This is a genomic window from Rhodococcus sp. DK176 (genome assembly GCF_038447315.2).
In the GTDB taxonomy this organism is placed as follows: Bacteria; Actinomycetota; Actinomycetes; order Mycobacteriales; family Mycobacteriaceae; genus Rhodococcus_F; species Rhodococcus_F jostii_A.
Genome location: NZ_CP118321.2, coordinates 2,298,706 through 2,318,527 on the forward strand (window position 1 = coordinate 2,298,706; position 19,822 = coordinate 2,318,527).

General features: G+C 67.8%; 21 protein-coding genes and 1 riboswitch. Of the genes, 11 read left to right on the top strand and 10 right to left on the bottom strand.

The window, feature by feature from the left end; genetic code table 11:
• Positions 1–94 precede the first annotated feature (94 nt).
• From PSR88_RS10935 to mnhG, 6 genes are read left to right on the top strand one after another with little or no spacing between them, the layout of a single operon-like run.
• On the top strand, positions 95–2,929 hold the full coding sequence (locus PSR88_RS10935; RefSeq protein ID WP_016882711.1) for a Na+/H+ antiporter subunit A: 2,835 nt from the start codon (positions 95–97) through the stop codon (positions 2,927–2,929).
• The gene (locus tag PSR88_RS10940) at positions 2,926–3,495 is read left to right on the top strand and encodes a Na(+)/H(+) antiporter subunit C (protein ID WP_007301319.1); all 570 of its coding nucleotides are present in this window, start codon (positions 2,926–2,928) and stop codon (positions 3,493–3,495) included. Before PSR88_RS10935 ends, PSR88_RS10940 begins: the two co-directional genes overlap by 4 nt.
• The gene (locus tag PSR88_RS10945; RefSeq protein ID WP_009474836.1) at positions 3,492–5,114 is read left to right on the top strand and encodes a Na+/H+ antiporter subunit D; all 1,623 of its coding nucleotides are present in this window, start codon (positions 3,492–3,494) and stop codon (positions 5,112–5,114) included. The genes PSR88_RS10940 and PSR88_RS10945 overlap by 4 nt, the downstream gene beginning before the upstream one ends.
• The gene (locus tag PSR88_RS10950; protein WP_009474837.1) at positions 5,111–5,683 is read left to right on the top strand and encodes a Na+/H+ antiporter subunit E; all 573 of its coding nucleotides are present in this window, start codon (positions 5,111–5,113) and stop codon (positions 5,681–5,683) included. The genes PSR88_RS10945 and PSR88_RS10950 overlap by 4 nt, the downstream gene beginning before the upstream one ends.
• Positions 5,680–5,940: a monovalent cation/H+ antiporter complex subunit F gene (locus PSR88_RS10955; protein ID WP_005264390.1), complete on the top strand. Its 261-nt coding sequence runs from the start codon at positions 5,680–5,682 to the stop codon at positions 5,938–5,940. The genes PSR88_RS10950 and PSR88_RS10955 overlap by 4 nt, the downstream gene beginning before the upstream one ends.
• A complete protein-coding gene (gene mnhG, locus PSR88_RS10960; RefSeq protein ID WP_005251747.1) occupies positions 5,937–6,275 on the top strand; it encodes a monovalent cation/H(+) antiporter subunit G in 339 nt (112 codons plus the stop codon). The genes PSR88_RS10955 and mnhG overlap by 4 nt, the downstream gene beginning before the upstream one ends.
• Here the strand turns inward: mnhG and PSR88_RS10965 are convergent.
• From PSR88_RS10965 to PSR88_RS10985, 5 genes are all read right to left on the bottom strand, one after another.
• On the bottom strand, positions 6,244–7,527 hold the full coding sequence (locus PSR88_RS10965; RefSeq protein ID WP_016882710.1) for a phosphatase PAP2 family protein: 1,284 nt from the start codon (positions 7,525–7,527) through the stop codon (positions 6,244–6,246). The two genes, mnhG and PSR88_RS10965, sit on opposite strands and share 32 nt — an antisense overlap.
• Positions 7,528–7,645: 118 nt before the next feature.
• A complete protein-coding gene (locus PSR88_RS10970) occupies positions 7,646–8,770 on the bottom strand; it encodes a glutamate--cysteine ligase (RefSeq protein WP_007301315.1) in 1,125 nt (374 codons plus the stop codon).
• Positions 8,771–8,845: 75 nt separating this feature from the next.
• A complete protein-coding gene (gene sodC / locus PSR88_RS10975; RefSeq protein ID WP_011594975.1) occupies positions 8,846–9,547 on the bottom strand; it encodes a superoxide dismutase[Cu-Zn] in 702 nt (233 codons plus the stop codon).
• Between the two features lie 73 nt (positions 9,548–9,620).
• On the bottom strand, positions 9,621–10,172 hold the full coding sequence (locus PSR88_RS10980; protein ID WP_016882709.1) for a LytR C-terminal domain-containing protein: 552 nt from the start codon (positions 10,170–10,172) through the stop codon (positions 9,621–9,623).
• Between the two features lie 24 nt (positions 10,173–10,196).
• Positions 10,197–10,535: a DUF3263 domain-containing protein gene (locus tag PSR88_RS10985; protein ID WP_011594977.1), complete on the bottom strand. Its 339-nt coding sequence runs from the start codon at positions 10,533–10,535 to the stop codon at positions 10,197–10,199.
• 178 nt (positions 10,536–10,713) lie between these two features.
• On the opposite strand from PSR88_RS10985, the gene PSR88_RS10990 reads away from it, so the two are divergent.
• The 3 genes from PSR88_RS10990 to PSR88_RS11000 are packed head-to-tail and all read left to right on the top strand — an operon-like array spanning position 10,714 to position 13,097.
• Positions 10,714–11,304: a peptide deformylase gene (locus PSR88_RS10990; protein ID WP_016882708.1), complete on the top strand. Its 591-nt coding sequence runs from the start codon at positions 10,714–10,716 to the stop codon at positions 11,302–11,304.
• Positions 11,294–12,259, top strand: coding sequence for a GNAT family N-acetyltransferase (locus tag PSR88_RS10995; RefSeq protein ID WP_016882707.1), 966 nt, complete (start codon positions 11,294–11,296; stop codon positions 12,257–12,259). The genes PSR88_RS10990 and PSR88_RS10995 overlap by 11 nt, the downstream gene beginning before the upstream one ends.
• Before the next feature lie 34 nt (positions 12,260–12,293).
• Positions 12,294–13,097 carry an exodeoxyribonuclease III gene (locus PSR88_RS11000; protein ID WP_009474844.1) on the top strand — a complete coding sequence of 268 codons (804 nt, stop codon included), beginning with the start codon at positions 12,294–12,296 and terminating at the stop codon, positions 13,095–13,097.
• Here PSR88_RS11000 and PSR88_RS11005 read toward each other — a convergent pair.
• From PSR88_RS11005 to PSR88_RS11015, 3 genes are all read right to left on the bottom strand, one after another.
• Positions 13,064–13,741, bottom strand: a complete 678-nt coding sequence (locus PSR88_RS11005) for a hypothetical protein (RefSeq protein ID WP_016882706.1) — start codon at positions 13,739–13,741, stop codon at positions 13,064–13,066. The two genes, PSR88_RS11000 and PSR88_RS11005, sit on opposite strands and share 34 nt — an antisense overlap.
• A gap of 92 nt (positions 13,742–13,833) precedes the next feature.
• Positions 13,834–14,196 carry a GNAT family N-acetyltransferase gene (locus tag PSR88_RS11010; protein WP_009474846.1) on the bottom strand — a complete coding sequence of 121 codons (363 nt, stop codon included), beginning with the start codon at positions 14,194–14,196 and terminating at the stop codon, positions 13,834–13,836.
• Positions 14,197–14,297: 101 nt separating this feature from the next.
• Entirely contained in the window at positions 14,298–14,684 is a 387-nt protein-coding gene (locus PSR88_RS11015; RefSeq protein ID WP_011594983.1) for a GNAT family N-acetyltransferase, read from the bottom strand.
• Between the two features lie 131 nt (positions 14,685–14,815).
• Positions 14,816–14,923: riboswitch (TPP riboswitch) on the top strand.
• Between PSR88_RS11015 and thiC the strand changes: the two genes are divergently transcribed.
• Positions 14,916–16,562, top strand: coding sequence for a phosphomethylpyrimidine synthase ThiC (thiC, locus tag PSR88_RS11020; RefSeq protein WP_009474848.1), 1,647 nt, complete (start codon positions 14,916–14,918; stop codon positions 16,560–16,562). Its footprint overlaps the riboswitch before it by 8 nt.
• Before the next feature lie 10 nt (positions 16,563–16,572).
• Positions 16,573–17,418: a bifunctional hydroxymethylpyrimidine kinase/phosphomethylpyrimidine kinase gene (thiD, locus tag PSR88_RS11025; RefSeq protein WP_009474849.1), complete on the top strand. Its 846-nt coding sequence runs from the start codon at positions 16,573–16,575 to the stop codon at positions 17,416–17,418.
• A 34-nt stretch (positions 17,419–17,452) separates the two neighbouring features.
• On the opposite strand, the gene PSR88_RS11030 is transcribed toward thiD, so the two are convergent.
• Both PSR88_RS11030 and PSR88_RS11035 read right to left on the bottom strand, forming a co-directional pair.
• Positions 17,453–18,307, bottom strand: a complete 855-nt coding sequence (locus tag PSR88_RS11030; protein ID WP_011594985.1) for an adenylate/guanylate cyclase domain-containing protein — start codon at positions 18,305–18,307, stop codon at positions 17,453–17,455.
• A gap of 52 nt (positions 18,308–18,359) precedes the next feature.
• Entirely contained in the window at positions 18,360–19,814 is a 1,455-nt protein-coding gene (locus PSR88_RS11035) for a M20/M25/M40 family metallo-hydrolase (RefSeq protein WP_037197055.1), read from the bottom strand.
• Positions 19,815–19,822: the final 8 nt, after the last annotated feature.

The window sequence follows — 19,822 nt, forward strand, 5'->3', positions numbered from 1 at the left end:
GTAGCCCAATTCGCTAGCTAAGCGAACGGTCTACACGACTCGGTTCGTTTCGTTCCGACACCCCGCCGCCCGCTGACCCCCGACGGAGTGCCTTTTGCTTGCTGTTCTGCTCGCCCATGCCGTTGCCGCCGTTCTGGCTCCGCTTGTGGTGCGCAAGTTCGGCCGCAACGGTTTCTACCCTCTCTCCCTCGTCCCGCTGGCGTCACTCGGATGGGTGATCGCGAACTGGGGCACGGAGCAGACCGTGTCCATCGTGTGGGCTCCGGGCCTGTCGATGGACCTCGACTTCTGGTTCGATCCGCTGGCCGCGATCATGTCGGTGCTGGTGCTGGGCATCGGCACGCTGATCCTGGTCTACTGCGCGCGCTACTTCACCGACGACGAACCCCGGCTCGGCATCTTCGCCGCCGAGATGGTGGCCTTCGCCGGCGCCATGTTCGGCCTCGTCGCCAGCGACAACATGTTGCTGCTGTACACGTTCTGGGAACTGACGACGGTCCTGTCGTTCCTGCTGGTCGGGCATTACGCCGAACGCGCGTCGAGTCGCCGGGCGGCGACGCAAGCGCTGCTCGTCACCACCGCGGGTGGTCTGGCCATGCTGGTCGGCATCATCATCCTCGGCCAGGTGAGTGGCACGTACAACCTGTCCGAACTGATCGAGGTCGCACCTCGCGGCTGGCTCGCCGGTGTCGGCGTCGTGCTGGTCCTCATCGGCGCCCTGTCGAAGTCCGCGATCGTGCCGCTGCACTTCTGGCTGCCCGGAGCGATGGCCGCCCCCACCCCGGTCAGCGGCTACCTGCACGCCGCGGCCATGGTGAAGGCCGGCATCTATCTCGTGGCCAGACTGTCGCCCGGTTTCGCCGACTCGGCGCCCTGGCGATTCACGATCATCACGCTCGGCCTGCTGACGATGGTCCTCGCCGGGTGGCGGGCGATGCGCGCCTTCGACCTCAAACTGGTGCTCGCGTTCGGCACCGTCAGCCAGCTCGGTTTCATGATGGTGCTCGTCGGCCTCGGCACCCGCGACGCCGCGCTCGCCGGCATGACGATGGTGGTCGCCCACGCGATGTTCAAGGCCGCGTTGTTCATGGTGGTCGGGATCATCGACCACACGACAGGCACCCGCGACCTCCGCAAACTCGCGCACCTCGGTGACCGTGCGCCCGCGCTCGCGGTCGTCGCCGCACTGGCCGCGGCGAGCATGGCCGGGCTTCCCCCGTTCCTCGGGTTCGTCGGCAAGGAAGCCGCATTCGACTCCCTGCTGAGCACGACCGTCCTCGCCGACCCGGCGCGGATCGTCACCGTCGGCGTCGTGGTGTTCGGTTCGATCCTGACGCTCGCCTACAGCGTGCGGTTCATGTGGGGCGCCTTCGGTCGCAAGCGGCTCGCGCGGCCGAGCCCGGCCGTGCTGGGCATGCACGCACCCGGACCGTTGTTCCTCGCAGCGCCCGCCGTTCTCTCGGTGCTGAGCCTGGCGGCGGGACTCGCGGCGCCGCAGCTCGAGAAGCTGCTGACGCCGTACTCGCAGACCCTGCCCGCCGAGGGCGTCTCCGACTACCACCTCGCCCTGTGGCACGGCATGAACACCGCGCTGGCGCTCACCCTGCTGGTGTTCGCCGTCGGCACCGCGCTCTTCGTGGCGCAGCGCTGGGTCAACCGGTTGCGGTTCGAGCATCCGCCGCTCGGCAACGCCGACCGCATCTACGACGCGACGCTACGCGGGATGGACGCGCTGTCGATGCGGCTGACCGGCGCCACCCAGCGCGGTTCGCTGCCGCTGACCCAGGCGACCATCCTCGGCACCCTCGTGGTGGTGCCGCTGGTACTGCTCGTCGTCGGCACGAATACCGGCGCCGACGTCCGGTTGTGGGATTCGCCGGTGCAGTTCGTGATCGGGCTGATGATGGTCGCGGCCGCGCTCGCCGCCACGGTGATGCGCAACCGTCTGGCGGGCGTGATCCTTGTCGGTCTCAGCGGCTACGGCTGCGGTGTGCTGTTCGCCCTCCACGGCGCCCCCGACCTCGCACTCACCCAGTTCCTGGTGGAGACGCTGACCCTCGTCATCTTCGTGCTCGTGTTCCGGAAACTTCCCGCCGAGGTCGACGAGCGACGGGCCATCGGATTCAAGATTCCTCGGGCGCTGCTGGCGGTCGCGGTCGGTGCCACCATCACCACGATCGGCGCGTACGCCATCAACGCGCGGAACTCGGTGCCGATCTACGAGCGACTCCCCGACGCCGCGTACTACCTCGGCAACGGCAAGAACGTCGTCAACGTCCTGCTCGTCGACATCCGTGCCTGGGACACGCTCGGCGAGATCTCGGTGCTGCTGGTGGCGGCCACGGGTGTCGCGAGCCTGGTGTTCCGCAACCGCCGCTTCGGCAGCGCCCCCCGAGTGTCCGACGCCCCCGCGGTCACCGCCGATTCGTCGGCGTCGCATTCCGAGACCACGTGGCTGCTCGGCGGCGATCTCATCGATCCGAAACACCGGTCCCTGGTCCTCGAGGTGACGACCCGGCTGATCTTCCCGACCATCATGGTGTTGTCGGTCTACTTCTTCTTCGCCGGCCACAACGCACCCGGCGGCGGGTTCGCCGGCGGCCTCACGGCCGGTCTCGCGCTGGTCCTGCGATACCTCGCGGGCGGACGGTACGAACTCGGCGAAACCGTCCCGATCGACGCGGGCAAGATCCTGGGCCTCGGGCTCACCCTTGCCGCGGGCACCGCGCTGGCGTCGCTGTTCCTCGGCGCCCCGGCACTCTCCTCCGCGGTGTTCGAGGTGACGCTGCCACTGGTCGGCCACGTCAAGATGGTCACCGCCCTGTTCTTCGACCTGGGTGTGTATCTCATCGTGGTCGGGCTCGTACTCGACGTGCTCCGCAGTCTCGGCGCACGTCTCGACGCACAGATCGAGGTGAACCAGCGATGAGCGCGAACATCGGATTTCTCGTCATCATCGGCGTCCTGGTGTCGGCCGGCGTCTACCTGCTCATCGAACGCAGCATCACCCGCATGCTGCTGGGACTGCTGCTGTTCGGCAACGGCATCAATCTCCTGATCCTCACGTCCGGGGGTACGGACGGCAATCCGCCCATCGTCGGCCGCGAGTCCATTCACGAGTCGATGGCCGACCCGCTGGCTCAGGCGATGATCCTGACGGCGATCGTCATCACGATGGGCATCGCCGGCTTCGTGCTCGCGCTCGCGTACCGGTCGTTCAAGATCACCACGCAGGACGCCGTCGAGAACGACCCCGAGGACACCAAGGTCCTGCGGCGCCGGTCGCCCGCCGAGGCTCCCGACCGCGACCGCTCCGACGACCCGGTCACCGGCGAGCCGAGTTTCAGCGGCGACGCATTCGACAAGGACGGAAACCCCATTCCCCTGGAAGAGCTGAAGAACCTCGAAGACCTCGAATGCTACGAAGACCTGCACGAGGGTGACTTCGACGACGAAGAGGACTCCGACAAGGCCGGGATCGGGGAGAAGTCGTGACCATTTCCCCGCACATCATCACGGCCCTCGCGCCGCTGCCCGTTCTCGTCCCGATGCTCGCCGCGGCGGCCACGCTGGTGCTCGGCCGGCGTCCGCGGGCCCAGCGGATCATCACGCTCGTCGCGTTGATCGGTGTCCTCGTCGTGTCCGGACTGCTGCTGTTCCTCGCCGACCGCGACGGGACGACGGCCATCCAGGTGGGTGGCTGGGATTCGCCGATCGGCATCACGCTGGTGGTCGACCGGCTGTCCGCGATGATGCTGGTGGTCTCGTCGATCGTGCTGCTCGCCGTCATGGCGTACGCCGTGGGTCAGGGCATCCGCGACGGCGGTGAGGACCAGCCCGTCTCGATCTTCCTGCCGACGTATCTGGCGCTGACGGCGGGCATCTCCAACGCGTTCCTGGCGGGCGATCTGTTCAATCTGTACGTCGGCTTCGAGGTGCTCCTCGCCGCCAGCTTCGTGCTGCTGACGCTCGGTGCGAGCGCCGACCGCGTCCGTGCGGGTGTGTCGTACGTGATGGTGTCGATGGTGTCGTCGCTGATCTTCCTGGCTGGTATCGCGTTCGCCTACGCGGCCACCGGAACCCTCAACCTCGCCGACATGGCCACCCGCCTCGACGGCATCCCGTCCGGCACGCGCACCGCCATCTTCGGTGTGCTGCTCGTGGCATTCGGCATCAAGGCGGCGGTGTTCCCGCTGTCGACATGGCTGCCCGACTCCTACCCCACCGCGCCCGCCCCCGTCACCGCCGTGTTCGCCGGCCTGCTCACCAAGGTGGGTGTGTACGCGATCATCCGCGCGCACACGCTGCTCTTCCCGGAGGGCGAACTCGACAACGTGCTGATGGTGTGCGGCCTCCTGACGATGCTCGTCGGCATCCTCGGCGCGATCGCGCAGAGCGACATCAAACGACTACTGTCCTTCACCCTGGTCAGCCACATCGGGTACATGGTGTTCGGTATCGCGCTGTCCACCCAGTCGGGGCTGTCGGGGGCCATCTACTACGTGGCACACCACATTCTGGTGCAGACCACACTGTTCCTGGTGGTCGGTCTGATCGAACGCCAGGCCGGGTCGTCGTCGTTGCGACGTCTCGGCGGGCTCGCCGCGGCGAGCCCCGTCCTGGCCATCGTGTTCCTGGTTCCGGCCCTCAACCTCGGTGGCATTCCCCCGTTCTCCGGGTTCATCGGCAAGGTCGCGCTGCTGCAGGCCGGCTCGGCGGATGCGAGCGTGCTGGCGTGGATCCTCGTCGGGGGCGGCACCCTCACCAGCCTTCTCACGCTGTACGTCGTCGCCCGTGTGTGGACCAAGGCGTTCTGGCGGGCCCGCGCCGACGCCCCCGAGGGTGACCTCGCGGACGTCAGCCCGTCGGCGCTGCTCGACGAGTCCGAGGCCGACATCTCGTTCGACGACCGCGCCGACGTGGGCCGTATCCCCGCGATGATGCTCATCCCCACCGTCGCCCTCGTCGCCGTAGGGCTGGCGATGACGGTGTTCGCCGGCCAGATCATCCAGATCAGTGATCGCGCGGCGAGCGATCTGCAGAACCGGTCCATCTACATCGACGCCGTCCTCGGCGGGCACCCCGGCGGCGAAGCGCAGGAGGCACCGCGATGAAACGCGAGAGACTTCTCCAGTTCGGCGCGCTGCTGTGGCTGATGGCAGTGTGGATCCTGTTGTGGGGCAACGTCAGCTGGGGCAACATCCTCGGCGGGCTCGCCGTCGGCGCGCTCATCATGGTGCTCATGCCGCTGCCGCGGGTGCCCGTGGAAGGCCGGGTGCACGTCCTGCCGCTGCTCCGGCTGGCGGTGATATTCGTGTACTACTCGCTCCAGTCGAGCCTCCAGATCGCGTGGCTCGCACTCCGGCCCGGGCCGCCGCCCGTCACCGGGGTCCTGCGCTACCAGCTGGGAATCAAGTCGGACCTCGTCCTGACGCTGTGCATCGACGTACTGAACCTGATTCCGGGCACCATGGTCCTCGAGATCGACCAGGTGCGGCGGATCGTCTACGTGCACGTCCTGGACATGGGATCGCAGAAGGCGGTCAGCCAGTTCTACCGCACGGTCGCGCAATTGGAGCGGTTGTTCATCGAGGCGTTCGAACGCGACTCCGACTGGAAACCGAGCCCCTGGCACAACCGCGACTTGCAATACGACGACCCCACTCAGGAGGGCAGCTCATGACAGTCGTCTCGGTCATATCCGGAATCGTCCTGGTCGTCGCCGGGGTCCTGACGACATTCCGGCTGCTCGACGGGCCCAACTCGCTGGACCGCCTCGTCGCCCTCGACACCCTGATCGCGCTCGCCATGTGCGGGCTCGCCGTGTGGGCCGCGTACACCGGAGACACGACGATCGTGCCCGCCATCGTCGCGTTGTCGTTGGTGGGGTTCATCGGTTCGGTGTCGGTGGCCCGGTTCCGGGTGAGTGACAAGTCGTGACCACCGTGCTGAACGTCATCGGGGCCACGCTCATGCTGTGCGGCTCCCTGCTCGCACTGACGGCCGCCATCGCCATCGTCCGATTCCCGGACACTCTGCGCCGCATGCACGCCGCCACCAAACCGCAGGTGGTCGGTCTCATCATGGTTCTCGCGGGCGCCGTCCTCGAACTGCGTGGCAACGTCGACATCTGGATGCTGATCCTCGTCGGCATCTTCACCCTCTTCACCGCGCCGGTCATCGCGCACAGCGTCGGCCGGGTCGCGTACCGGGAGCAGCGAGATCAGGACGGGCTGTTGATGATCAACGAGTTGGAGCCGCCAGAACATCAGTGACCGCTGCCTTCGCGCCGCTGCCCCACCGCGCGAGTGCGGTGTCGGGCCGGGCGAAGAACGTCGCGTAGAACCCGAGGCTCATTGCGGCGAGGGCACCGAGGACGAGCGGTCCGGACACCTCGGGGAATCGGCCCATCGGCACCGCGAGGTAGCGGTAGCTGAGGAGCAGTCCGGCCAGCACCAGCGCGCCGCCCCCGACGAGACGGACCCGGAACCAGCCCCACCCCCGTTCGGGGTCGCGCAACGCGGATTCGATGGTCAGGCACAGGACGGCGCCGGCGACCAGGTCGACGCCGTAGTGGTAGCCGAAGCCGAGGGTCGCCGTCAGCGTGCACACCAGCCAGAACGTGCCGCCGAGGCGCAGCCACCAGGCGCCCTGCCGGGAGTGGATGAACAGGGCGAGGGCCCACGCCGTGTGCAGGCTCGGCATGCAGTTGCGGGGGGTCACCGAATCGAACGACATCGGTTCGGGCGCGAAGTCGGGTGTCGGGACGATGTTGGGCCAGTAGTCGCTGACCTGGAACCCCTGACCTTCGGTGCCGAACGCGAAGATCGGTCCGACCACCGGGAACAACACGTAGAACACGGGCCCGATGAGACCGATCAGTAGGAACGTGCGCACCAGGTAGTGCGACGGCCAGCCGTTCCGCAGTTGGTAGACGGCCACCGCGATGGCCGCGACCGGCAGTTCGATGTAGACCCAGTGGAGGATGCCGTAGCCGACGGGTCCGAGGGCGTCGACGAACTGCCCCAGGTGCCACGACGGGCTGCCCAGCGCGTGATCGGCCAGCTGGGCGTATTCGTCCAGGACCATCGGCCCGGCCATGATCGTGACCTGTAGCCAGGCGTCGCCGAATTTGGTCGCGAGAATCAGCAGCGCACCGAGGCCGACACCCTTGAGGGCGCTGCGCCGGTGGTCGCCGGTCCAGCGGACTGCCGCGTACACGCCCACCGCGGTGAGTACCCAGGTCGCGCCGTTTCCGACGGTCAGCGGTCCACCGGACAGGTAGCGCACCGCGGCGACCACGACGTCGATGCCGGCTGCGGCGGAGAGTGTGACGACGCGCTGGCGATTGGTGAGCCCGACCATCGCGAGCGCGAGGCCGGCCCACGGGACCGACGCCGACTTGGGGGTCAGGACGTAGTCGTGGAACAGGCTTTCGAGGGGACCCTGGAAACCCTGTATGGACGCCACCGATTGGACCACCACCAGCAGGATCGCCACACCGAGCGCCCCGCCCGCCACGAACATGCGGGAACGATCGACGGGCCCACCCGGCCGTACAACGGCAACATCGTCGATCGACACCCGCCAAGTGTAAACAACACGTGAACGGGAAGTGGACGAGTGTCCTGCCCGAGACCGTCTTTCAGGTCCCGAGCTCCTTCACCAACGCATCGACCACGGCCACCAGGTCACCGCCGGTCGCCTCCGCGACCTGACGTTGCCGCTGGTAGGACGCTCCGCGACGGGGAATCTCGGCGACGGCGGCCAATTCGTCCGCGCAGCCGAGACGCACGGCGGTCGGGGCCAGCTTCTCGAGCAGGTCGTTCAGGTCGTCGGTGACGAGCCGCTCGTTGCTGTCCTCGTCGAGAATGATCTCGGCGTCGAGCCCGTACCGCGCGGCCCGCCACTTGTTCTCCTTCACGTGCCACGGCTGCAGGTTGGGCAGGTTCTCACCCGCCTCGAAACGCCGGTCCAGGTCGACGATCAGGCAGTGCACGAGCGCGACGAGGGAACTGAGTTCGGCGCGGGTGGAGATGCCGTCGAAGACGCGGACCTCGATGGTGCCCCACCGCGGCGCCGGCCGGATGTCCCAGTGCATCCCGCCGATCTTGGTGATCACCCCGGTCTTCATCTGGTCGCTGATGAAATCCTCGTACTGCCCCCAGTTCGCGAACTGGTACGGCAGTCCCGCGGTGGGGAGTTGCTGGAACATCAGCGCACGGTTACTCGCGTACCCCGTGTTGACGCCGGCCCACATCGGTGAGGACGCCGACAGCGCGAGCAGATGCGGGTACCGCTGCAGCAGCGCGTTGAGGATCGGGAACACCTTCTGCGGCGAGGACACACCGACGTGGACGTGCACACCCCAGATGAGCATCTGACGGCCCCACCACTGGGTACGTTCGATCAGCTCGTCGTAATCCGGTGTGCGCGTGACCAATTGGGTCGACCACTGAGCAAACGGGTGCGTTCCCGCGCAGATCAGATCCACGCCGAGCGGGTTCGCCGCCCGCCGCAACAGGTCGAGCGACTCGTCGAGGTCATCCATCGCCTCACCGACGGTGGAGTGGATACCGGTGACGAGTTCGACGGTGTTGCGCAGCAACTCCTTGGTGATCCGCGGATCCTCGGGACCGGCGAGATTCGCCACCGCGTCGAATACCTCCGCGGCCGTGTTGGAGAGATCCCGCGTGACCCTGTCGACCAGCGCGATCTCCCACTCGACGCCCAGTGTCGGCCGCGGCGAACCGGGAAAAGGAACTACCACGGTTTCGATCCAACCACAGGCCGCAGTGCGCGGCAGCGCACCGACATCCCGGCCGAAGCCGGGATGTCACGCGACTCAGCTGGCGCCGATGACACCGCAGGCCACCCGGGAGCCTGCGTCCCCGGTGTTCAGGGTTTCCTGATCGGGGGCGGGTGCGTAACGGGTGGGTATGTTGGCGAAATTGTCGGGACCAGAGTGGATCATGACCGCGGTGCCGCTGTCGCCGTTCTTCAGGTCCTCGACCGTGAAGGCGTCGGTGGTGGTGACCAATTCGGCCGTGCCGTCGGCCAGCACCTGCAGCGACGTGAGGTCGCCGCTCGCGGGGTGCCCCGAGTGGCCCTCGGCCTGGAAGTGCCCGCCAGCCGACAGGAAGTTTCCGGGCGCACCCCCGGTCGGTGCCACCGAGTTCGTCTCACACTTGCCGACGGAGTGCACGTGGAAACCGTGGAATCCGGGCGTCTGATCCTTGACGGAAACGGTGACCTCGACGTGGCTACCTGCCTGCTTGAACGTGGCGGTGCCGACGTCGTCACCCTCGGCGTTCTTCAGCGTCGCGCTGACCGCGCCGCTCTCCGCGGATTCACCGGAACCGCTCTCGGCGTCGCCGGGAACGCCTGCGGCGCTGGGATCGGCGGCGCCGGTCCAGACGGGAGGAGTGGTTCCGGGAACGTCGGTCGGCTCCTCGTTGTTACTGCAGGCGGTCAGTCCGAGTGCCGCAATGGCCACCACCGGGGTGACAATGCGCCAGGACATCCGACGGGTAGAACTCGAGGCCATCAAACCGCTCCTTTGAGGTGGCGAAGAAGTGCATCTGATCATAACCGCGGCGACGGTGCACCGACCGTCCGGTCTACTGCGCGGAGGTGACGATGACGATCACACCGGCAGACGAATTCGCGATACCCGGGAACCGCGGCTGGGCCGACACCCCGAGCTGCGCGGCGATCTCCGTGGCCGCTTCCTTCTCGGCGGCGGAAGTCCCGTAGTACACCGTGGTTTCGGAGATGGTGCCGTCGCTGTAGTTGCCGGTTTCCGACACCGTCCACCCCGAGGACATCAGTTCGGTGGCCGTCTGGCTTGCGAGACCGGTGACATTGCTGTTGTTGAGCACCCGTACCGGGACCGACGCCGCGTCGGCGGACTTCGAGGTGCTCGGGGCGCCGGACGCGGTGCTCGCCGCGGACGCCGAGGTGGCACCCGCCGCTCCGGCGGCCGTCGTCGAGCGCGCGGCGGGAGTGGTCGTGGCGGCCGCCGTGGTCGTGACGGTGGCGGCGGTCTCCTCCGAGTCGGAGCCTCCGAGGGAGGCGAACCCGAGACCCGCGAACAGAATCGCGAGGGCGATCAGCACCATCGCGAGGGCGCGTAACGGCGGGCCGGACGATTCGGGTTTCGGAGTACTCACGATGTCGACCTTAGCGACCGGGTGCTACGTGACGTCGAACCCGAGGCGACGGGCGGCGCGGGCCTTCTGCCTGCTCGCGCGCAGCCGTCGCAGCCGCTTCACGAGCATCGGGTCGGCTGCCAGTGCCTCCGGCCGGTCCACCAGCGCGTTGAGAACCTGGTAGTACCGGGTGGCGGACATGTCGAACAGCTCTTTGATCGCTTCTTCCTTCGCACCGGCGTACTTCCACCATTGGCGCTCGAAGGACAGGATGTCGTGCTCGCGACGCGAGAGGCCGTCGTCGCCGACGTCCTTGACCCCCGCCGAGTTGTCGCCGTCGATGCGCTCGGACTGGTTCCGACTACGCGCTGTTGCGCCGTCCATCTCACTCCTCGACTACTAGCTCTCGCTCGACCTCAGCGAAACCACGTTCCCCCGGCTCCTCGATCGCGTGGCCGACCGAGCAACGAATTACACCGCTGTTCTTCAGCGACTATTCAACCATGACGAACGCCGCGGGCAGTGCGAACGGCTCGGGCGCGCCGCACTATCCTTGACGACCATGGCCATCCTCCCCATCCGGATCGTGGGCGACCCGGTACTGCACGAACCGACCGAGGCAGTGTCCCAGTCACCTGCGGAACTCGCTGAGATCATCGCCGACATGTACGACACGATGGACGCCGCCAACGGCGTCGGGCTCGCCGCCAACCAGGTCGGCCTGCCGCTACGGTTGTTCGTCTACGACTGCCCGGACGTCGACGGAGACGGCAGGGCGCTGCGCCGCCGGGGGTGCGTCGTCAACCCGGTCCTCGAAACGTCGGAACGACCCGAGACCATGCCGGATCCGGACGACGACGTCGAGGGCTGCCTGTCGGTGCCGGGCGAACAGTTCCCCACCGGGCGGGCCGAGTGGGCGAAGGTCACCGGCACCGACGCCGACGGCAACGCCGTCGAGATCGAGGGCCACGGCTTCTTCGCACGCATGCTGCAGCACGAGGTCGGTCACCTCGACGGCTTCCTCTACGTCGACATGCTGGTCGGCCGCAACGCGCGCGCCGCCAAGAAAACCATCAAGCGCGCCGGCTGGGGCGTTCCCGGTCTCAGCTGGGTGCCGGGAACGGTCGAAGACCCGTTCGGGCATGACGACTGACATTCCGCTCGGAAGTCGGGTGGTGCTGCGATATCAGCTTCCACCCGGCCACAGCCATCCGATGACCGACGTCATCGGGGTGCTGGAGAGCGTCGAACCGGTGGTGGTCGTCCGCGCCGCGGACGGCTCGGTCGTCGAGGTGGATCCGGAGCGGGTGGTCGCGCTGAAGGCCGTCCCCGCGCGACCGGTGCGCGCGAGCGAGATCCGGTCCCTCGAACTGGCCTCCGCCGACGGCTGGCCGGGTGTCGAGCACGCATGGATCGACGGGTGGCTCGCCCGCTACGGTCACGGCTTCACCGGACGCGCCAACTCGGCGGCCCCGCTCGGCGACCGCGGGTCGGTCGGCAGCCTGGACGACGCCTCCCCCGGCGGCACGCTCGACCGTCTGCGCGAGTGGTACGCCGAGCGCGACCGCCCGCTGCGGTTGCTGATCCCCGACCGGCTGGGCGAGGTACCGCTCGGCTGGAACGTCAGCGACGAAGTGGTCGTGATGGCGGCCGACATCGACAACCTGGCTCTGCCCGAGGGCCCCCGAACCACCACCGTCACCGATCACCCCGATCCGGACTGGCTCGCCCTCTATCGCTACCGCGGGTCCGCGCTCCCCGACTTCGCGGTCGACGTGCTGGATTCGGTCCGCGGCGGCACCCTCGGGTTCGGTCGGATCGGCGCCGCCGACTCGACGCTCCTCGCCGTCGCCCGCGGATCCGTCACGTCCGCGCCCGACGACCGCCGGTGGGTCGGGCTCACCGCGGTCGAGGTCGCGGAGGCTCACCGCCGCCACGGAATCGGCAGCCTCATCTGCGGCGACATGATCAACTGGGGACGCGAACACGGCGCGACCCACGCGTGTCTGCAGGTCGCCGTCGAGAACGAGGGCGCGCAGGCGATGTACCGCAACCTCGGCTTCATGGCGCACCACCGGTACCGCTACGCCACCGAACCTGTCGGCTGACGACCTGTCGGAGAGTGCCGCTAGGGTGGCTGCCGTGCGCATCGCAACCTGGAACGTGAACTCTGTTCGTGCCCGTACCGACCGGATCCTGGACTGGCTCCAGCGGTCCGACGTCGACGTGCTCGCGATGCAGGAAACCAAGTGCAAGGACGAGCAGTTCCCGTACGAGCGTTTCCGTGAACTGGGCTACGAGGTCGCACACGTGGGCCTCAGCCAGTGGAACGGCGTCGCGATCGCGTCCCGCGTCGGTCTCGAGGACGTGCAGATCGGGTTCGAGGATCAGCCCGGTTTCCACAAGGACCCGGAGGTCGCGCCCGCACAGGAAGCCCGCGCCATCGGCGCCACGTGCAACGGCGTCCGCATCTGGAGCCTGTACGTCCCCAACGGCCGTGAGCTGGCCGATCCGCACTACACGTACAAGCTCGACTGGCTGGCGAAGTTGCACACCGACGCGGTCGGGTGGCTGGGGCAGAACCCGGACGCGCAGATCGCGCTGGTCGGCGACTGGAACGTGGCCCCCACCGACGAGGACGTCTGGGATCCGGCGCTGTTCGAGGGCAAGACGCACACGTCCGCCCCCGAGCGTGAGGCGTTCCAGGCGTTCGTCGAATCCGGATTCGCCGACGTCGTCCGGCCACACACCCCGGGTCCCGGTGTCTACACCTACTGGGATTACACCCAGTTGCGGTTCCCGAAGAAGCAGGGAATGCGCATCGACTTCGTGCTGGGATCGCCTGCCCTCGCCGGCCGCGTCGACAAGGCCGAGATCGACCGCAACGAACGCAAGGGCAAGGGCGCCAGCGATCATGCGCCGGTCATCGTCGACCTCGGCGACTGAGAACGCAGCACACCGAGCGCTACGACCGCGCACCCGAACCCGATCAGCACTCCGTGCCCGATGCGCAGTGGGGCGTCGACGTAGAACTGCGGGATGAACAGAGCGAATCCCACTGCCATCGGGATCCCCGCCCAGCCGGCGATCAGCCGGGATCGGGCGATCGCGACGGCGGCCGCGGCTGCGCCGACTGCGATGAGTAGCAGTCCTGCGGCGAACAGCGTCGCCTGCGCCGCGCCCATCCGCACGCTCTCGGCGAGGGTCGTGACGGTCCCCTCGTCCAGGCCGCTGCCGCCCAGGGCGTGCAGCGCGAATGTTTCGGCCCCGTAGTACGGCAGCGTCAGCCCTGTCCCGATCCACGACGCCGCCACTGCGACCACCGCCGCCCGTTCGCCACCCGTCCGTTTCAGCACGCCGCTGAGCGCGACGAGCGCAAGCCCGAACGCGATGAACCCGCCGACGGCGGCGAGGTGTGCGACGAGCCACCACGGTGAGGCGAACTCGGCCCGTCCGTCCGGCGACCCGCCCGCCGCGTAGGGACGCACCACGGGGTAGACGACGAACAGGCCACCGGCGAGGGTGAACAGCGCCGCGGCGCAGATCCGTGCGACCCCGGTACGACTCTCGATCCGATCCGACACGGTCATGACGACTCCTTCATTGTGAGCACCGCTCTCTATACAGAGCAGTATTCACAGCAGAGTCGCAGATGGCAAGAGCAGTGCTCTCGAAAGTAGGGCTACTCGGCCACCAGAACGTCGAGATGCTCTGGATTCAGCGCCAGGTAGCGCTGGACATACGTGCAGATGGGACGCACTTTCCAGCCACGCCGACGCGCCGAGCCGAGCGCCTCGCCCACGAGGACCGCAGCCAGCCCGCGTCCACCGAACTCTTCCTTGACGACCGTGTGCATGAACGCGACCACCTCGCCCGGCTTCGCGGTGAATCCGGGAATGTCGTCCTCGTCCCGGTAGCCGAGGATGCCGATCAACTCGTCCCCCAGCCACAGATCGAATCGTTCATGGGCAGGGTTGTCGAGCACGCGAGCATCAGCGGCCGTGATGTTCCCCGACGACTCGGAACTGTTCGAAATGTGATCCATGCCACTCATGGAATCAGTAAGGCGGCATCCTCGCGAGCGGAATCGCCGCTCCCGGAACCGTTTCGTTGCCGACGGGTGCTCGATTCGTGCCCCGACCGTCGTCAGCCCTCCACCGGGACGACGAGGTCGCGGTACTCGGGGTGCGCCGAAACGAAGCGCTGCACGTACGTGCACACGGGCCGGACCTTCCAGCCGTACCCGCGGGCGAGGTCGAGGGAGCGACCCACCATGAGGGCGGCGAGTCCGCGGTGGCCGAAGTCCTCCACGATCACGGTGTGCATGAACGAGACCACCGGCACCTGCCGCCCCCGACTCTTCGGGCCCGGCGGTCGGGCGGCCACCACGCCCACGCCGGCACCGGCGCCGGGCGGGGTGTCCGCGAGGTCGAAATACCCGAGGATGCCGACCAGGTCACCACTCAGGCGTAGCTCGAATCGGTTCTGATCGGCGTTGTCGATCACGTCCACAACCTGCGCGTCCGTCAGCATGGCTATCTCCTGGGGGTGTGTCGTAATCGAAATGTGATGTTCATCACCCTTTATACCGATGCCGGGAACCGCTGTCCAAGTTTCACCCGAATGATTGCTCACAGAGATCTCGGTTACAGTTTGTGTGACAACTACACATCCACGGGGGCTCGCACCAGCGGGCTGAGAGGACGGCTAGGGCCGTCGACCGTCGAACCTGTCCGGGTAATGCCGGCGTAGGGAGCATCATCGATGAGCACAAACGTATCTACAGCCACGTCCGTCACCACGGGACCGATCGAGGGCAGCACCAAGCAGTACCTGCTGTCGGCCGACGACGTCCGGGTGCCGGTCCGGCGCGTCCACCTCACCAACGGTGAGCACCTCGACGTGTACGACACGTCGGGTCCGTACACCGACGCGGACGCCACGATCGACCTGGAAGCGGGACTGCCGCATCTGCGCGCACCGTGGATCGCCGACCGGGAGGGCACCCAGCTCGACGCCGCCCGCGCCGGCGTCGTCACCCCCGAGATGCAGTATTGCGCTGCACGCGAGGGTGTTTCACCCGAGACGGTGCGCACCGAGGTCGCGGCGGGGCGCGCCGTGATCCCGGCCAACCGCTGCCATCCCGAACTCGAGCCGATGATCATCGGCAAGGCGTTCGCGGTGAAGATCAACGCGAACATCGGCAACAGCGCGGTCACGTCGTCGATCGCGGAAGAGGTCGAGAAGATGGTGTGGGCGACGCGGTGGGGCGCAGACACCATCATGGACCTGTCCACCGGAAAGAACATCCACGAGACCCGGGAATGGATCCTGCGCAATTCGCCCGTGCCCGTGGGAACGGTGCCGATCTACCAGGCGCTCGAGAAGGTCGGCGGCGACCCGACCGCGCTCACCTGGGAGATCTACCGCGACACCGTGATCGAACAGTGCGAGCAGGGCGTCGACTACATGACGGTCCACGCCGGTGTACTGCTTCGTTACATCCCGCTGACCGCACGCCGGGTCACCGGCATCGTCTCCCGCGGTGGGTCGATCATGGCCGCCTGGTGTCTGGCCCATCACCGGGAATCGTTCCTGTACAACCACTTCGACGAACTGTGTGAGATCCTCCACCGCTACGACGTCACGTTCTCGCTCGGTGACGGCCTGCGCCCCGGCTCCATCGCGGACGCCAACGACGAAGCCCAGTTCGCGGAACTGCGCACCCTCGGCGAGCTCACGCGGATCGCGAAATCCCATGGGGTGCAGGTGATGATCGAAGGTCCCGGGCACGTCCCGATGCACAAGATCGTGGAGAACGTGCGCCTCGAGGAGGAGTTGTGCGAGGAGGCGCCGTTCTACACGCTCGGGCCGCTCGCCACCGACATCGCGCCGGCGTACGACCACATCACGTCCGCGATCGGCGCGGCGATGATCGCGCAGGCCGGCACCGCGATGCTCTGCTACGTGACCCCCAAGGAACACCTGGGACTGCCGAATCGGGACGACGTCAAGACCGGGGTCATCACGTACAAGATCGCGGCGCACGCCGCGGACCTCGCGAAGCAGCATCCGCGGGCGCAGGAGCGGGACGACGCGCTGTCGAAGGCGCGGTTCGAATTCCGCTGGCACGACCAGTTCGCGCTGTCCCTCGACCCGGATACCGCGCGGGAGTTCCACGACGAGACGCTGCCCGCCGAGCCGGCGAAGACGGCCCACTTCTGCTCGATGTGCGGCCCGAAGTTCTGTTCGATGCGGATCTCCGCCGACGTGCGCGAGTACGCACAGCAACATGGACTCGATTCGGTCGAAGCCATCGAGGCGGGCATGGCCGAGAAGTCGAGCGAGTTCGTCGACGCAGGTGGTCGCGTGTATCTGCCCGTCGAATCCGTCACCTCAGAGAATCGGTAAGGTCCCCTTCGTGAAGCTGCTGCCCCTGACCCCCGACGGCCAGACCCCCGTCCGAGTCCTCACCATCGCCGGCACCGATTCCGGCGGTGGCGCCGGGATCCAGGCCGACTCGCGGACGATGGCCCTGTGCGGCGTCCACGCATGTGTCGCGGTCGCCGCGGTGACGGTGCAGAACTCGGTGGGCGTCAGTGGTTTCCACGAGATTCCGCCGGAGACGGTGGCCGCGCAGGTGCGGTGCGTCGTCGACGACATCGGGGTCGGGGCAGCGAAGACGGGCATGCTGGCGTCGACGGCCATCATCGAGGCCGTCGCCGCCGTGTGCACGGAGGTCGGGATCGGCCGCGACCAACCGGTCCCGCTGGTCGTGGACCCGGTGTGCGCGTCGATGCACGGAGATCCACTCCTGCATGCCGAGGCACTGGACGCCGTGCGGAACACGCTGATCCCGATCGCCACAGTGGTCACCCCGAACCTCGACGAGATCCGGTTGATCACCGGCATCGAGGTGGTGGACGACGTGACCGCGCGCCGGGCAGCCGAAGCGTTGCACGCGCTCGGGGCGCAGTGGTCGATCGTGAAGGGCGGGCATCTCCGGACATCGGCGTCGAGCACCGATCTGCTGTTCGACGGTGACAGGTTCCTCGAGTTCAGCAGTCCCCGCATCGACACCGGCAACGACCACGGCGGCGGCGACACCCTCGCTGCCGCCATCGCGAGCGCTCTCGCCCACGGGTGGTCCGTGCCCGACGCGGTGGCGTTCGGTAAGGAATGGGTCACCAAGTGCCTGGAGGCGTCGTACGACCTGGGCGCCGGTCACGGCCCCGTCTCTCCCCTGTGGCGACTTCGTCACTCGTGAGTACTTCTTGACGTCCGGGGTGGTTGAGAAGTACTCACGGGCGGCGGAGCCGCAACCGCCAGATACCGAGGTCGGAGGGCACCCCGCTGGGCGCGGGGGCGAAGAAGGCGCGTCGCCACGGCTTGACGCCGACACCCAGTTCGTCGAGGGTGCCCGGCTGCAGACTCGACAGCGTGGCGGACGACGCCATCACGTTGCCGTCGCCGCCCAGTCCCATCATGCGTGCCGCGATCGTCACGTCCACGCCGAGCCAGTCGCTGCCGATCTGCCGAGGCACACCGGTGTGGATGCCGACGCGCATGCGGGGGCGGTAGCCGTCCACCTCCACCTCCGCGAGCGCTTCCTGTGCGGCGAAGACGGCGTCGATCGCGCGGTCCGGGCTGGGGAAGACGGCCATCACGCCGTCCCCCAGGCGTTTCACCACGTGTCCTCCGCGGTCGACGATGGGGGTCTCGACGGCTCGGGCGACGTCGCGCAGCAAGGCGAGGGTGGCGCTGTCACCGGCGGGCAGCGACCAACTGGAGAAGCCGACCAGGTCGGTGAACACGATGGTCACTTCCTGCGTTCCCCGACCGCGTCCGGTGCGCTCGAGCAGCGCTTGCCACACTTGCAGCGCGCCGAGGCTCATCTCGCGGGACGCGCCGGGCTGGTGGTCGAGGAAGCGATCCGCGACGCGGGCGATGGCCCGTGCGCTCCCGGGTCCCGCCGTGGACAGCGGGTCGCCGAACGCGGGATCACCGGGCAGCGCGCGACGAAACCTGCGCAGCCCCTCGATCAGCTGCGGCTGCCGGTTGATCGATCCCACCCAGCCCAGAACCTTGTCGCCTCGTTTCGGTGTCTGCGCAGCGTCGAGTTCGGCACTGTTCTCTTCGGCCGGGTCGTCGCTCACGGGAGTAAGGGTAACCCAGCGTCACATGCACAAACTCGTGACGAATCGGACATCACTCCGCGGCCCGCGCCTTCTCCCGGTCCGCGCCGATGGGGACACCGTTCGGTCCGGCGAGGGACTCCGCGTACACCCCGACGGCATACGCGACCGCGGCGGCATTCTTGGCGAGCGCGGCCCGGTTCACGTTCTCGAGGGTGTCGGTCGCGCTGTGGTAGTTCTCGTCGTACACCACATCCGGGGTGCCGCCCCACTTCTGTGCCTGCTCGGGGGTCTTCGTCTCGTCGGCGCCGCTGAACACGCCGCCCGAGGGGATGCCGTGCTCGATGAACGGACCGTAGTCGGATCGGCCGTCGAAGTCCGTGCCGTCCGCGGCGACCCCGTTACCCTGAAGGAATTCGGTGAACGTGCGCTCGATGCCCGCGGAACCCTCCGGTCCGGGCCCCTCACCGACGTTGTCGGAGTTGTCGCCGTCGTACGCCAGATAGCCGGCGTTCTCGGAACCGAGCATGTCGAAGTTCAGGTACAGCGCGATGTCGTTCCGCTGGTCCTCGCTGAGGCTGTTCACGTAGGCCTCCGAACCGAGCAGACCCAATTCCTCGGCCCCCCAGAACGCGAAGCGCACCGCGTTGTCGACGTCGGGCGAACCGCCGAGCTGCACCGCCGTTTCGAGGGTCGCGGCGACGCCGGTGCCGTTGTCGTTGATGCCGGGACCGTCCGGGACGCTGTCCAGGTGGGCGCCGACCATCACGACGTTCTCCACCGAGCCGGTCTTCGTCTGGGCGATGACGTTGCGAGCGGTACTCGACTCGGTGGTGGTGTCGAGGGTGAGGGTGACGTCACCCCCGGCCTGCTCGAGTGCCGCACCGTCCGCCTTGCTCACTCCGCCGGTGGGCACCTTGCCCATGTCCGGGTCGCCGAGGGTTCCGCCGCTCATCGGTCCGTCCTCGTTGTTGACGACGATCACGCCCGCGGCGCCGCGCTCGGACGCGAACTGCTGCTTGGCCGCGAACGGGCACACCCCTCGGTTGACGAGGACGATCGCCCCGGTGACGTCGAGGCCGTCGTAATCGGTGACCTCGCATCCCGGACTCTCGTCCTTGGGGGCGGGTACCAGGCGGGCGGTGACCCCCTCCGGACCGGTGGACGGTGAATACGCCAGCGCACGCACCTCGACGTCGCGGTCGCCGGACCTGAGCGCCTCCGTCCGGACGTCGAAGTTGTGGAACTCGAATTCGGGGGTCTCGACGTCGAAGCCCTTGTCTTCCAGCACCTGTGCGACGTAATCGACGCTGGCGGCGTAGCCGGAGGTTCCGGCCGCGCGGTTGCCGTTGTTGTTCTCGGCGATCGTCTGCAGTTGCTCCAGGTGCCCCACCACACCGCCCTCGGTGACCGAGGCCGCGAGAGCGCTCGCGTCGACCGGCGGCGAATCGGGTTCGCTCGTCGACGAGCATCCGGCCACGATCATCGCACCGGCCACTCCGACTGTGAAGGCTCCCCGTAGTCGCATGTCGGGAG